The sequence below is a fragment of the Pantoea sp. X-Soil-ISGK-355 genome, assembly GCF_059730805.1.
Map to the genome: position 1 here is coordinate 1705743 of NZ_AP035971.1, position 13803 is coordinate 1719545.

Here is a 13803-nt window from a genome sequence, read left to right on the forward strand (position 1 = left end):
GCGTACGGCGCACTCTGTGTCGCATGCCAGTGCTGGTACCACTATTCCATTACGTCCGTTTCCCCGCCGCCTGCAGCAGGTCGCAGGCAGCGTTATTATCAGTAACCGCTTGCCGGTTTAACCCCGGCGATATTTAGCGCTTCTATACTGGCTTTTATTCGGCAGGCAGGTGAGATGCGACTGTTACTGTCGGAGCGTGTTGCTGCCTGATAAGAGAATGCGGCGTTAAACTCAGCACTATTCTTCCCGAATCTCAATCACCTCCTCCAGATAGTGATCCTCCAGCTCCCGCAGAAGACGATAGACCTGTGCGACGGCATTTAACGTTTCGCGTGGAACATAAGCCCCTTCGCGCGTGGTGCGCCACAGAGTGCGGGTCAGCCAGATAAAGCGGATCACCGGTCTCTTTTTACGCTGCGCCTCTTCAATTAATGCACGAGCCTCTTCATCGCAAGCCTTAAACAGCAGTCGCGGCAGCGGCGTTTCATCCGGGCGGTAATAGAGACCGACGGCAAAATGGGTGGGGTTGATCAGCAACACATCCGCCTCTTCCACATTAATCTCACGGGCAGGTACCGACTCTTCATTCAGGATCTCCTGCGCCACCTGACGGCGGTGGCCTTTCATATGCGGATCGCCTTCGCTCTGCTTGAACTCGTTTTTGATATCTTCATGACTCATACGCTGCTGTTTAAGGAAGAAGTAGCGCTGAATACCAAAATCGAACAGGCTGATTATCAGCATCACCATCAGCACCCGACGTGACACCTTCATAAACAGCGCCATGACCCCCTGCCAGAAACCGTTGAGATCGTCAAGCGCCAGCTGAGCAAGGCCACCGAGGTCCGGCATGATCGCCTGCCATACCACCAGACCTATCACCACTGCTTTAAAGATGCTGGTCAAAAGCTGGGTAAACTGGCGGGCGGAAAACATATTCTTCAGGTGATTAAACGGGTTAAGCGTATCCAGTTTCAGTGCCAGCGCTTCGGTGGAGAAGAGGGGGCCGAACTGCACCCAGCCGCCCACCACCCGCAGCAGCATGGCAATGGCGCACGGGATGCCCACCAGCACCAGCATGACGGTGACACTATCACTGATCACTTCCTCCATGGCGTGATCGAATGGGTCGCGCAGACGCGTTAACGGCAGCAGCATCATCGCCTGCAATCGCTGCATCCCGCTGTCCACCAGAGCAAACAGGGTTTCAAGGATACCGATGGAGATAAGCAGCTTAGGGATATCCTGGCTCTGGCTGACCTGGCCTTTTTTGCGCGACTCGCTGAGTTTTTGCGGTGTGGCGTCTTCGGTTTTTTCGCTCATGGTGCGCTCCCGGCTGAAGAGGCAAATATCTGCGACAGGACAGGGATAAGATCCCGGAGTTCATACAACCGCGCATTACCCAGATGGTCCAGCAGCGGCAGATAGAGGATAAAGAACAGCATGCCGAGCAGGCATTTCAGCGGAATTGTCAGGGCGGTCGCCTGGAGCTGTGGGCTATAGAGACTCATCACACCGATGGCAAAATCGAGCAGCAGCATCAGCGCCACCGGCGGCCCGGCGTAAAGCACCATATCGCTGAAGATTTTCCCCAAAAGCGTAAGCCAGACGTGAAAACCCGCCTCTGTGGGGAAAGGTATCCACTGGGTGGCGGACCACAGATGATAGCTGTCCCAGATAACCTGGGTGATGGTTGATAGTCCCAGCCCTGTGACCAGCAGCAATATCAGCACCTGCTGCATTAACTTCCCCAGCGGGGTCACGTCCGGTCCCAGCTGGGGGTTTATTTGCCCACCCATTAAGGCACCACGCTGGTTATCGAATAACGCGCCGACAGACTCATACAGCCAGAAAGGCATCGCCAGCAACAATCCGAGCAGGGTGCCTATCATCAGCTCTTTGAGTACCAGCCCGGCCAGCGTCATCATCGTCGGCTCCAGCGCATCGATTTGTTCTTTGATGCCCGGGGTGATAAACAGCGCCAGCGCCACAGCAATAGCGGTTCGCAGCAGCCCTTTTATGACGCTGAAAGAGAAGATTGGTGTCAGTAACAGGCAGGGAAAGATACGCGCCATGCCAAGTCCCAGCGCGAGGATGGCATGAAACGTATCGGTGAGAGGGTAACCTGTCAGCATCAGGAACTGACCGTTGACATCATCGCAAACGCAGCCTGCGCCAGCTCCATCAGCTCAACACCGACCCAGCGCCCGGTGAGCGCCAGCGTCAGGCCGACCGCGATAAGCTTGATGCAGAACGGCAGGGTCTGATCCTGCAACTGCATCGCGGCCTGCACCAGCGAAATGATCACCCCGGCGATCACGGCCACCAGCAGCGGCGGCGCGGAGAGAATCACCACCAGCAGTAACCCCTGGCGAAACAGCGTCAGAATATCCATGATGACCTCATAAATAGCTGTAGAACAGGCCGTCCAGCAGCCGCGTCCAGCCGCTGATGAGCACAAACAGCAGGATCTTCAGTGGCAGCGAAACGGTCATCGGTGACACCATCTGCATCCCGAGCGCCAGCAGGATATTCGAGACGATCAGGTCAACGACAATAAAAGGAATAAAGATCAGAAAGCCGATTTTGAAACCGTTCTGCAGCTCCGACAGCACGAAGGCCGGAATAATGAGCAGCATATTGTCGGGGGTAACCGAATCCGCCATTTTCTTTGGCCACATACGCTGGGCATTTTCCTGCAGATGGATAACGATGTCCGGATCGGTGTTTTTATGCATAAACGATTTCAGCGGTTCGATACCGTTCGTGGCGGTATAGTCGAGCCGCTCCATACTGCTGAAGTCGACAGGGATCGCTTTCAGCCGGTCGGCTATATCGCTGAATACCGGCGCCATAATAAAAAGCGTTGCCGCCAGCGCAATGCCGTTGAGCGCCATCGTCGGCGGCACCTGCTGCACGCCCATCGCGTTGCGCGTCAGTTGCAGCACCATCGTAATTTTCAAAAAGCTGGTACAGATAATCAGCATCATCGGCAGCAGCGCCAGCGCGCCGAGAAACAGCGCCAGCATAATCGGGTTGAGTGGCCCCATCTCCATCGGAATCACCTGTTCACATCCCCGACGCTCGCCACGCCCGGCAGCATATGGGTAATCTGTAACCCCAGACGCCCTTCGACATCGACCAGTTCACCTTTCGCCAGCGGAAACTCGCCGTGACACAGCAGTGCTTCACCGGGGACGACATTTTCGACCGTCACCGTCGAGCCGACATCCAGACGATTTAACTCACCCAGCGTCAGCCTGAGATGGCCGCAGCGTACCGTTAAGGCCAGCGGCAGCGCATCAAAAGGTGAGGCCACAGGCGCGGTTGTTTCAGTCAGGCTTTCATCCGGTTGAGGGGTATCGGCAGGCAGATTATCTTCGGGGGTCACATTCATGTAACTATTCTCCAGACGGGTAATAAGAAAACGGGCAGGATGCCCCTCCCCGAACAGCAATTCGCCCTCAAGGTGCAATTGCGCAAGGCGAAGCTCGCCGCGACCGGTCGGGAAAAAATACGAGGTAGCAGGGAAAATCACATCGCCGGGGCGAAGTGTGCGTAACTGCGAGGGGGCAAACGACACTGCACCCATGTCTATCGGCAGCGATAACGGCAGGGCGCTGCAAAGCGGTGCAGGAAGCGGAGCCCAGCCAGGCTGGTTTAACAACGTCGCAAGTGTGGCGGGCGCAAGATATAACTGACTTTGCGCCTGCGCCTCACCCATCGTGACGCTAATCGCAAGCCACATCCCCTCAACCGGTGCGCAGAGCGCGTCCTGCGGCGTCAGGTCGCCAAACAGCGCGTGCAGTGCCGGGCTGAGATGCTGGTTAAAGAGCGGCCAGTACCAGTCAGCGCACGCCCCGGGTTCTGGCAGCAGCGGGCAGGTGGAAAACAGACTGAGCAGCGCTTCGCTCTCTGCCAGAGATAACCCTCCCGCCTTGCAGGAGAAGCTCTGCGTCGGTGGCCGCTCGCCGGGCGTGGCGAGCCGCAGCTGAAGCTCACCCGCTTCGCCCGCAAGCGTAAAAGGATAGCCAAGACCGTGGCCGATACGTTGCCGCAGGCTGGCTTCTTCGCGCGGCAGCGTGCGCAGGGACAAGGGTTTCATTCCCTGCCTCCGCGCTGCTCAAAGCGCAGGCGCACCGCGCAGGCCATCCGGCGGCGCAGGGACTCACGGCAGCGCTCCTGATGGGCCGCCATCATCGTCATGGCAGGTGGCGCAAAACGCAGGCTGATATCCCAGCCCGCGGCAAAAGGACTCAGGCGGGCATCCACTTCGCCTAAAAGGGGCAGCAGTAGCGTCATCGATATCGGACCAGCAGGCTCCTTTTCCACCATGGCACACAGGGGGGGCTCCAGTTGTTGCCAGGCTCTGACCGGAGAGGCGGCAGGCGCAGGATCATGGGGTAACTGTGACCCAAAAGAGGGGGAGCCTTCCCACGGGGTGATAAGCGGTTGCGTCGGTTCGCTGGGGGTGAGCAGCAGCGCATCAAACAGCGAACACTCTTCGCGAAACGGCTCGGCACGGGATTTACGCTCGGACGCTGCGGCATCTGAATGTCCGGTCTGCTGCGAATGGCGCTGCACCTCCGGGCGTGCCGGCGGCGCTGGATGAGTTTGCGGAGGGTGGGGTAAGGCTGTCATCGTAATGCCTCGCTGTGCGCCATCAGATCTTCCAGTTTTTCCACATCACGCAGACGCGCCTGTGTTTGCTGCTGTGCGTGCTGTACCTGTTGTTGTTGCATGACCTGCTGTGCGCGGCACTGCTGCAGCTGATTACGCTGCCCACTCACCGCGTCGCTGGCCTGACGCTCCCGGGTCAATCCTCCGATCAGTCGCTCCTGTTTTTGCAGCCCCGACTGGTGGTGTCCGGCAAAGCTATCGCGCAGCTGCTGATAATGTTGTTGTGCGACTTCAAGCTGTTGTTCCGTTTCGGCAGACTGACGTTGTGTTTCGCACAGAGCCTGCTCCGCTTGCCGTTGCAAACGTTCGCTGCGGCGTAAGCGCTGGCGGCGAATCGGCAGCAGCAGAGAGAAGGCCTGCTGCAATTCAGTGCTGCTCTCTTCAGTCGTGATGTCGTGATCAGGTAACGGATGACGGCGCATGCTGGCTTACCTCCGCTAAGTGGTGCAGTGTGTCGTCATACCCGCAGGGCGCGTGCATCGCCTGTTGCAGATAGCCATTTATCGCCTCCTGAGCCGATACCGCCGCATCGGTCATGGCATCGTGCCCCGGCTGGTATTCCCCCAGGCGGATCAACATCTCTACCTGCTGCCAGGCGGACATCATGCGGCGCAGCTGCGTGGCGTCGCGGATATGCTCGCGAGTCGCGACGTTGCTCATGGTACGGCTCAGACTTGCCAGCACATCAATAGCCGGGTAGTGACCGCGCTCCGCCAGACGACGGGTCAGCACAATGTGGCCATCAATCAGGGATCTCACTTCATCCGCGACCGGATCGTTCATTGAATCGGCTTCAATCAGCACGGAATAGAGGGCGGTAATAGACCCGCGTGAGGTCTGTCCTGCACGCTCCAGCAAGGTGGGCAATAAGGTATAAACCGAAGGCGGCAGCCCGCCACGACCCGGCGGTTCGCCCAGCGCGAGACCGATTTCACGCTGGGCGCGGGCAAAGCGAGTCAGGGAGTCGAGGATCAACAGCACGCTCTTGCCCTTATCGCGCCAGGCTTCAGCGATGGCCGTGGCGGTAAAAGCGGCCCTGGCGCGTTCCATACTGCTGCGATCGGAGGTGGCGCAGATGAGTACCGTACGGCTGCGCAGCGCCTCATCCAGCTCGTGGTCAAGAAACTCGCGCAATTCGCGCCCACGCTCGCCAATCAAACCAAAGACAATGACATCACAGGGCGTATTACGGGCAATCTCCGCCAGCAGGGTGGTTTTCCCGCAGCCCGCGCCGGCGAAGATCCCCACCCGCTGTCCCACGCCGAGGGTCAGCGGACCATCAATGGCGCGAATGCCGGTCGGCAGCGGCGTATCGATGCGCGGACGATCGGTGGGTGCCGGGGCATCGCCCAGTACGCCTGCCGCATCATCCACCGTACCGGGCAGGGCGAACGCGCCAGGCTGGCCTGAATCCAGTGGGCGGCCGAAGCCGTCAAGTACGCTGCCGAGCAGGGCGTCCGACACCACAATACTGTGCGGCAGGCACAGCGGAACCACGCGCGCGCCCCGGGCTATGCCGTCGAGTTGGCCAAGGGCGGAGAGCAGCGTGTGCTGCGGGTTAAAGCCGACCACCTCTGCCAGCACGCTTTGCCCGTCATCCCGGGCGATCTGGCAGAGATCGCCAATCCGCGCCTGGGGCAGGCTGCTTTCGAGCAATATCCCGCTGATCCCGGTAATGCGGCCAAAACTTTCGACCGGCGAAAAGCTGGTCAGCCGCCGCCGCTGCTGTTGATACCACTGCTCCAGCGCCATCGTCATTACCAGCTCACCTTAATGTTATCGCGCCCGTTAAACTCGATCTGGTTACTGGTAATCGCCACCAGCCGCAGGTTGTCGACTTCATCGCCGATAAACAGACGCTGCCCATCATCAGTGACGATATTGGCGCGACTACCGGTGGTGATTTGCACAATGCGAAACGGCAGCCTGACCTTCAGCAGCCTGACCTGGTTATCCAGCGGGAGGTCGCTGGTGTACGTTGCGTTAAAACGCTCCAGCATTCGTTTAAAGATTTGCATCTGTGGCTTACTGAGGCGGCCTGTAAGACGCAACCGCTGGTTATGCATGTCCACTTTCACGAGGCTCGCCAGATCGCGTTCGCGCAACATTTTCTCTAACGGCGCCTGCAATGCTGCGGGGGTGCTCAGTGGCCGGGAGGAGGTGACCTGAGTCTGGGCAACGGTGGGCTGCAAAACCCAGCTCGTTACCGTCAGGGTGAGCAGCAGCATCAGGCTCCAGGTCAGCGTACGGATGCTGCGGGTGAGTATCCCTTTACGGGCGGCTGGGGGAACGGCCTCAGTCGGCGTTTCAGCAGATTCTTCTGGCTTAGCTGGGGTGGCAGGCGGCATACAGGCGGCCCACGGCGTGTCGATACGCGCAACGCAGAGCCAGACGTCAGCGACCAGAAAAGGTTCCTCAATGTTAATGCCACAGGCTTCCCCGCCCTCCGGTTTTACCCGCCACTGTGTCTCCTCCCGGCGCAGCTCGCACTGGCGGGCAGCAACGCAAGCATCGCTAAGCATCAGATCGGCCTCATCAGCGCTGCCAATCAGCCATTTATCGCCGAAGAGGGGTAACGCGGCGCCTAAATGCAGGCCAGACAGCACGCGCAGTTCGAACATGATTAACTCTCCCACGTGGTAAGTGAGTAAGCGGCCGGATCAGGCTCTATACGCCCCAGCACATTTACTGCGAGATTAGGTTGCAGCTCTGCAAACGAGAGCACCGGCACATAGTGGAACTCTTCCTGGATAAGCCCGCGCAGCGGGCTGCGCAGATCCTGGGCGACCAGCAGCACGGCGCTTTCCGGGGTGTCAGCCGGGAAAGCGTTCGCGATGACCGGGAGAATGGCGCTGATCTGCTCATGGGTAAGCGCAAAGAAGAGATCGTTTTGCGTCTGACGCAGCGAGTCACGCAACTGTTCTTCCAGTTCCGGTGTCAGCAGCCAGACATGCAGGCCATCCGGGCGGGCATACTGGTAGCAGAGATGATTTTTTAACGAGATGCGCACCTGGTCGGTCAGCAGCCCGATGTCACGCTCATGCTGCCCATGCTCGATCAGCGCTTCGGCAATGGCCCGAACCGATCGCAGCGGAATACGTTCTGACACCAGTTTTTGCAGGACGCTGGAGAAGCGTGAGAGGGGCATCACGCGCTGCAACTCCTGCGACAGCTCCGGCTGCTCTGATTCCAGCCAGCTCACCAGCGCGCGGGTTTCCTGCAGACCAATAAAATGCGGGCTGCTGGCGTGAATCGCGTTCTCCATGCGCTTGACCAGGAGTTCGCGCGCGGTCCAGCGCTCGACCTCTTCGTTTTGCAGCAGCGGATGATCCGCCGGCAGCCAGATAAGATCGTTTTCCTGACGCCGCGCATCGCCCTCTGCCACGCTTTCCCTGTCAGCGGACGCGATCTCGTCCAGCCAGCGGCGTTTCACCGCCCGGTGCGACACGTTAAATGTGCCTTTTACTTTCGGGATTTCATAAACCGAGAAGCGAAACTCATCTTCCGTCTGCTGGTCGAGAAACTCGATATCGAACGCGGGCAGGGTAAAGCCGAAGTGGTAAACGATACGGTTACGCAGGCGGCGAATATCCTGCACCAGCTCCAGCATCTCCGTATGGCAGCGCCATGAGGAGGAGAAATTGATCAGATAAGGCCGTGTCGGGTTAAACTGACGTAAATCCTCCTTGCCGTTCAGCTCAGGGGGAATGACCTCATTTTCCATTTGTGGCTGCGCAAGGCTCAGGGTCTTCCTGACGCGCCAGATCTGAAAACCGCCGCTAATCATCGTCAGCGCGGCCAGCAGCAAAAAAATGGCCGTTGGCATACCCGGCAGCAGGGCAAAGCCCACCATACCCATGGATGAGAGCAGCCAGGCTTTCGGCTGGCTGGTTAACTGCTCGGCAATCTCGCGGCCGATATTATTATCGACCGTCTGTTCATCGTCGGACGAGACGCGGGTAATCAGCATCCCGGCGGTCAGCGAGATCAGCAGCGCAGGGATCTGCGCAATCAGTCCGTCACCGATGGTCAGAATCGAGTAGATATGCATCGCTTCGCCGGCCGGCATGCCCAGCTGCAGCACGCCAATACTGATGCCGCCAATCAGGTTAATCACGACAATCACCAGCCCGGCGATGGCGTCACCTTTAACAAACTTCATCGCGCCATCCATCGCCCCGAATAACTGACTCTCTTTTGCCAGTTCATTACGCCGGTTTCTGGCCTGTACCCCATCAATCAGTCCGGCGCGCAGATCGCTGTCGATGGACATCTGCTTACCGGGCATCGCATCAAGGGTAAAACGCGCGGCCACTTCGGCTACCCTTTCGGAACCTTTGGTAATGACCAGGAAGTTCACCACAGTCAGGATCAGGAACATCACCATCCCAACTGCAAGGTTGCCGCCCACCACAAAATTACCGAAAGCCGCCACCACATGGCCCGCATCCTGCTGAATTAAGATCTGGCGGGTGGTGGAGATAGAGAGCGCCAGGCGGAACATGGTAGTGAGCAGCAGCACGGCGGGAAAGGTCGAGAACGCCAGCGGCTTGGGCAGATACATGGCCAGCACGACCAGCAGAGATGACAGGCAGATATTCACCGCTATCAGCGCATCAATTAATGGCAGCGGTAACGGAATAATAAGCATGAACACCAGCGCCATGGCAAAAGCCGCACCGACCACTTCGGAGCGTTGCATGGCGCTGATAGCGATGCGATTCAGTATCTGAAACAGGGTATTCATCTTTGTTGCCTCACGACGCTGCGTTCCGGTTGCGGCGTTGCTGTTGCTGCTCAGTTTTGGTGACGTCCGTAATCATGCCGCGCAGCAGTTTTAACGCGTTGTCGCGGTTTTCCTGGGCGGGCCACAGCGAGGCAGGCACGCTGTGAAGGAGCGGAAAAAGCGAACTAAAAAAGAGCGGCAGATGCTGCCTGTTCTGGCCGACAATATCGTCCGCCAGCCCCGTAAAATCACTCTGATAAGCGCCGTTATGGCTGATTTGCAACATCCGGCGCGCCAGAGTCAGGCTGTTCATGGCAACACCGGGCAATTTGCTGCGCATACGCTGCAAAAAAGTCGTGCTGTCGCTTAGCGTCTGGCTTATCCCGGCAGCATCGCGCAGTCCGCGGTGGATACGTCCGAGAGTCATGACGCTGATTGAGGGGGCAAGCGCGGCGATATCATCCGCCAGCGCGCGCTGCATAGTACGCAGCGTCGGTATCAGATGACGTGAGCCGATCAGCTCCAGTAGCATATCCAGCATCCTTGTTGCGGACTGCTGGTGGACGATGCCGTCGTAATAGAGGTTGCGCAACGACTGTTTACGCTGCGGATCGCAGGTGTACCCGGCGATGGCTGACGCCGTGTTGTTGCCTGCACGAATGGCCTGGCCGTGAGTCTGCTGTAGCTTATTCAGCTGGGTTCCGGCCAGCCCGGCCAGTTCCCCGTCGCCTTCATCCTGTGCCTGTTCGCCGAGCATACGCAGTAACAGGGCGGTACGTGCCGGATCGCCGCCGGTCTTTTCAAGGAGTGTGTCGCTATCCGGTGGCGGATTCTGGCGCAGGACGCTGCGCAGCCACGCCATCTGCTCCAGCGTTTGCTGTTCATCGCCGCCATCGAGCAGGGAAAATAGCGCATTCAGCTCACCGACTTTGCCGAGTGCCTGTCTGCCACGCTGCGGGTTACGTGATGCGTTACGGCGGTTCTGCGCCTTTTGCCTGCGCTCCATCTTTTCACTGAACGTGGCACCAATTTCTTCCATCGCGTCATTCAGTGACGATTCCCGCGCGCGGACATTATCCGGCAGGTCGTTTTTACCTGCTGCCTGTGGCGTATTTTTATGCAGAGCTTTTAGCGAGTGCGCCAGCGCCGGTATCGCATGTTGTATTTTGAGCATCGCCAGCCATCCTCAGTGGTTATTACTCTCTTTCTGTGTCAAAGCACGCCTGTCGGTTCCGAAAAAAGCAGTAAAAAAAAGGGCGAATAATTTCGCCAGGAAATCAGTGCAATTTTTTGCATTATTCAGCGATAAGGAAAGGTAAAAACTGTCTCAGATAATTCTGTATTAAGAATTAATTGTTTTCATAAACAGTGGGTTATTTGCTGAGCGGCGGATGGCATATCTCTTGCTATGTCAGGCAATCAATAGCCACTACTCAGAGAGATAAGAAAATGATTAATTCAACGCTCGTATCCGCTGTCGCAGAGTCACCCTTATCAATTAACGTAAACTGGGATGAGATCTTCATTACGCATAATAAGAAGCTGTTAAATTTCATTCGAAAACGTATTGCCAGCCATGAAGATGCTGATGACATCCTGCAAATGACCTGTCTGGAAGTGTTGTCTAACTGCCATAAGTTTCGCGGCGCATCCCGTCCGGAAACCTGGGTGTTTGGCATCGCAGTTAATTTAATTCGCAACTATTACAAGTCGAAACAGATGCACTATCTGTTTGATAACCTTAATGATGAGGTTGTCGCCGATCTGATGCTGGATAACGATCCCAGCGATCTGACGGAAAACAGGCAATTACTGAGTCATACGCTGGCCTCCCTGGAAATTTTGCCGAAAGACGTCAGGGTTATGCTGTCTATCCTTGTGGAGGAGGAGGGCAGCTATCAGGATATCGCTCAGCATTTAGCCATCCCGGTCGGCACCGTGCGTTCCCGACTCTCACGCGCGCGGGAAACATTGAAAGGGAGAATTTACGCATGAACCTGGGCTTACGATAAATGGCAATTTAACTGCTAAGCTTATCAGCTCGTTAATATTTAGCGGGTTATGACTATTATGCCGTCGGGACGTTATTCTCTGCGGCATGATAAATTCGTGGAGGGAATAATGCTTTTACAGGGTGTATCTGGTCAGAATGAAAATCACGAAATTAATATCACCGGCTTATCAAATATTGCCTTAAACAAAATTCATGATGCGATATATTTGATAGACAGCCAGCTGCATATCAAATATGTCAACGATAAAGCCTGCCAGTTGACGGGATATTCCCGTGAGGCATTTTCGCAACTCAGCTTTGACATCATAGATAAAGAACTGCGCGACAATGATGTTTTTGCCCTGTGGTGGAAACTGAGTACTCGCCCTGAAGGGATACAATTCACTTCACATCATACCGGTCGGCATGACGTTTTTCCCGTAGAGGTGAGTTGTAGCGGATATCACCAGGATGATGAGCTGCATATCTTATGCATTGTGCGTGATATGCATGAAATTCGTAGGCAAAAAGAGCAGCAGCAACTGCGGGAAAAACAGCTGCATCAGGTAGTGGAAAATTCTCCCGACCTCATTTTACGTTTTGATTTGCAGACCCGTTGCCTCTATGCCAACCTGGCGGTCCGCAGCTGGTTTAATCTTAGCGAAAACGATATCAGTCGGATGCCGCTGACCGAAAGCGTGCAGCGCGGGGGGATTGGACTGAGCCTGTTTAAGCTGGTCTCACGCACGATGGTTGATGAGAAAGTGGCCGAAGATGAGCTGGTGGTAAAGCATCAGGGTGATAAACGCACCCTGCATGTGCGCTGCGTGCCGGAATATGATTTACAGGGCGAGCTGGTTAGCGTGCTGGCGGTTGGGCGCGATATCACCGCAATCCGCAAGACCGAAGAGGAGTTGCGGCAGTTAACTCATAATCTGGAGCGGGCGCGGGAAGCGGAAAAAAAACAGCTTGCGCGTGATATTCATGACGAGCTGGGGCAGCATTTAACCGCGCTGCGCACCGGATTGTCGCTGCTGGCGATGCGTAAAGATCAGTCTGTCAAAGCGCAGCAGGCAAAAATACAGCAGCTGATGGTGCATCTGGACAGCACGATTCAGGTGGTGCGCGATGTTTCGACGCGCCTGCGGCCTAATGTTCTCAATCTTGGGTTAATTCCGGCGCTGGAATGGTTGCGCGATCAGTTTATAAAAGACAATGGTATCCGCTGCATTTTGCTGGCACCTGATGAACACACCGTGGTGCTGGATGAGGCGACGCTGACGGCGGCCTTTCGCGTGGTACAGGAGTCCCTCACCAATGTCATCCGTCATGCCAGAGCCAGCAATGTGTATATCTTCGTCAAACTCAAGCCGGATGCGCTGCTCATCGAAGTGGTCGATAACGGTAAAGGGTTTCATCTGAATCGTGTGAAGAAAGGGACGTGTGGGCTGCACGGCATCAGGGAGCGAGGACGCATGCTAAATGGAGAAGCGACCATCGATAGCACGCCCGGAAAAGGGACCCGGGTTAAACTGAAGTTCCCCCTCTCTGTAAGCGTTAAATCAGAAGCATCCAGTCCGAAAACCGGGAGTATTAACCCATGAGTAAATGCATACGTCTGATGATTGCCGACGATCATGCCATTATGCGCGAGGGCCTGAAGCAAATTTTTGCTCTTGATGACAATATCGACGTGGTATGCGAAGCATCGGATAGCGGCCAGGTGCTGGAGCGTCTGCGTCAGCACGAAGTCGATCTGCTGCTGCTGGACATTTCGATGCCTGGCATGAGCGGAGAAGATCTGATTACCCGCCTGATGCCTCTCTATCCTGGGCTGCACATTCTGGTATTGAGTATGTACAACGAACCGCAGATTACCCGGCGGGTGTTAAATAATGGCGCGCTGGGCTATATCACCAAAGACAAAGCACCTGATGTTTTACTCAACGCGATTCGTACGGTGGCGCAGGGATCACGCTATATCGATCACGATCTGGCACAGGAGATTATTTTCTCCGACTACCAGAGCAATAATCGTGCGCCTCATGAGAGCCTGACAATGCGCGAACGGCAAATCATGATCATGCTGGCCCACGGGGAGTCGATTAATGCGATAGCCGATGCGCTCTCCATCAGCAATAAAACCGTCAGCACCTATAAGTCACGCATGATGAAGCGAATGAAATTTACCAATAATGCCCATATTGTGAAATATTCCCTGCAGCATAACCTGGTGCAATAACATGCTGAAGGCACCGTCTGATACGCCTGGGGCGGGGTCGATCTGAGCCTGTTTTGAAGCTCGGCTGGTGGAGAGGACGTCTCCGCATGAATTTTACGCCCGACCGCACAATAAAAAATCCACGCAGTTGCGTGGATTTTAAAGATTTTTGTGTCGTCATGA

At 56.3% G+C, this 13803-nt stretch carries 14 protein-coding genes; 3 read left to right on the top strand and 11 right to left on the bottom strand.

Annotated elements, in window-relative coordinates; all coding sequences use genetic code 11:
- Positions 1-237: 237 nt before the first annotated feature.
- From sctU to sctW, 11 genes are read right to left on the bottom strand one after another with little or no spacing between them, the layout of a single operon-like run.
- Positions 238-1323, bottom strand: a complete 1086-nt coding sequence (gene sctU / locus AC6I8J_RS07845; RefSeq protein WP_497825234.1) for a type III secretion system export apparatus subunit SctU — start codon at positions 1321-1323, stop codon at positions 238-240.
- Positions 1320-2135 carry a type III secretion system export apparatus subunit SctT gene (gene sctT / locus AC6I8J_RS07850; protein ID WP_480343641.1) on the bottom strand — a complete coding sequence of 272 codons (816 nt, stop codon included), beginning with the start codon at positions 2133-2135 and terminating at the stop codon, positions 1320-1322. The genes sctU and sctT overlap by 4 nt, the downstream gene beginning before the upstream one ends.
- Complete coding sequence (gene sctS / locus AC6I8J_RS07855; RefSeq protein ID WP_086905687.1) at positions 2135-2395, bottom strand: type III secretion system export apparatus subunit SctS; 261 nt, start codon at positions 2393-2395, stop codon at positions 2135-2137. The genes sctT and sctS overlap by 1 nt, the downstream gene beginning before the upstream one ends.
- Positions 2396-2402: 7 nt before the next feature.
- A complete protein-coding gene (sctR, locus tag AC6I8J_RS07860) occupies positions 2403-3056 on the bottom strand; it encodes a type III secretion system export apparatus subunit SctR (RefSeq protein WP_497825235.1) in 654 nt (217 codons plus the stop codon).
- A 5-nt stretch (positions 3057-3061) separates the two neighbouring features.
- Entirely contained in the window at positions 3062-4105 is a 1044-nt protein-coding gene (sctQ, locus tag AC6I8J_RS07865; protein ID WP_497825236.1) for a type III secretion system cytoplasmic ring protein SctQ, read from the bottom strand.
- Positions 4102-4641, bottom strand: coding sequence for a type III secretion system HrpP C-terminal domain-containing protein (locus AC6I8J_RS07870; protein WP_497825237.1), 540 nt, complete (start codon positions 4639-4641; stop codon positions 4102-4104). The genes sctQ and AC6I8J_RS07870 overlap by 4 nt, the downstream gene beginning before the upstream one ends.
- The gene (locus AC6I8J_RS07875; RefSeq protein ID WP_497825238.1) at positions 4638-5102 is read right to left on the bottom strand and encodes a type III secretion protein; all 465 of its coding nucleotides are present in this window, start codon (positions 5100-5102) and stop codon (positions 4638-4640) included. Before AC6I8J_RS07875 ends, AC6I8J_RS07870 begins: the two co-directional genes overlap by 4 nt.
- The gene (gene sctN / locus AC6I8J_RS07880) at positions 5080-6438 is read right to left on the bottom strand and encodes a type III secretion system ATPase SctN (RefSeq protein ID WP_480343646.1); all 1359 of its coding nucleotides are present in this window, start codon (positions 6436-6438) and stop codon (positions 5080-5082) included. Before sctN ends, AC6I8J_RS07875 begins: the two co-directional genes overlap by 23 nt.
- Positions 6438-7301 (bottom strand): FHA domain-containing protein, encoded by an 864-nt coding sequence (locus tag AC6I8J_RS07885; RefSeq protein WP_497825239.1) that lies wholly within the window; start codon positions 7299-7301, stop codon positions 6438-6440. The genes sctN and AC6I8J_RS07885 overlap by 1 nt, the downstream gene beginning before the upstream one ends.
- Before the next feature lie 2 nt (positions 7302-7303).
- Entirely contained in the window at positions 7304-9427 is a 2124-nt protein-coding gene (gene sctV, locus AC6I8J_RS07890; protein WP_497825240.1) for a type III secretion system export apparatus subunit SctV, read from the bottom strand.
- Between the two features lie 10 nt (positions 9428-9437).
- Positions 9438-10580 carry a type III secretion system gatekeeper subunit SctW gene (gene sctW, locus AC6I8J_RS07895; RefSeq protein ID WP_260058025.1) on the bottom strand — a complete coding sequence of 381 codons (1143 nt, stop codon included), beginning with the start codon at positions 10578-10580 and terminating at the stop codon, positions 9438-9440.
- A 275-nt stretch (positions 10581-10855) separates the two neighbouring features.
- Between sctW and AC6I8J_RS07900 the strand changes: the two genes are divergently transcribed.
- The 3 genes from AC6I8J_RS07900 to AC6I8J_RS07910 all read left to right on the top strand — a co-directional run bounded on the left by AC6I8J_RS07900 (position 10856) and on the right by AC6I8J_RS07910 (position 13641).
- Positions 10856-11401, top strand: a complete 546-nt coding sequence (locus AC6I8J_RS07900; protein WP_260058026.1) for an RNA polymerase sigma factor — start codon at positions 10856-10858, stop codon at positions 11399-11401.
- 126 nt (positions 11402-11527) lie between these two features.
- Positions 11528-13003, top strand: coding sequence for a PAS domain-containing sensor histidine kinase (locus tag AC6I8J_RS07905; RefSeq protein WP_497825241.1), 1476 nt, complete (start codon positions 11528-11530; stop codon positions 13001-13003).
- Complete coding sequence (locus tag AC6I8J_RS07910; protein WP_260058028.1) at positions 13000-13641, top strand: response regulator; 642 nt, start codon at positions 13000-13002, stop codon at positions 13639-13641. The genes AC6I8J_RS07905 and AC6I8J_RS07910 overlap by 4 nt, the downstream gene beginning before the upstream one ends.
- Positions 13642-13803: the final 162 nt, after the last annotated feature.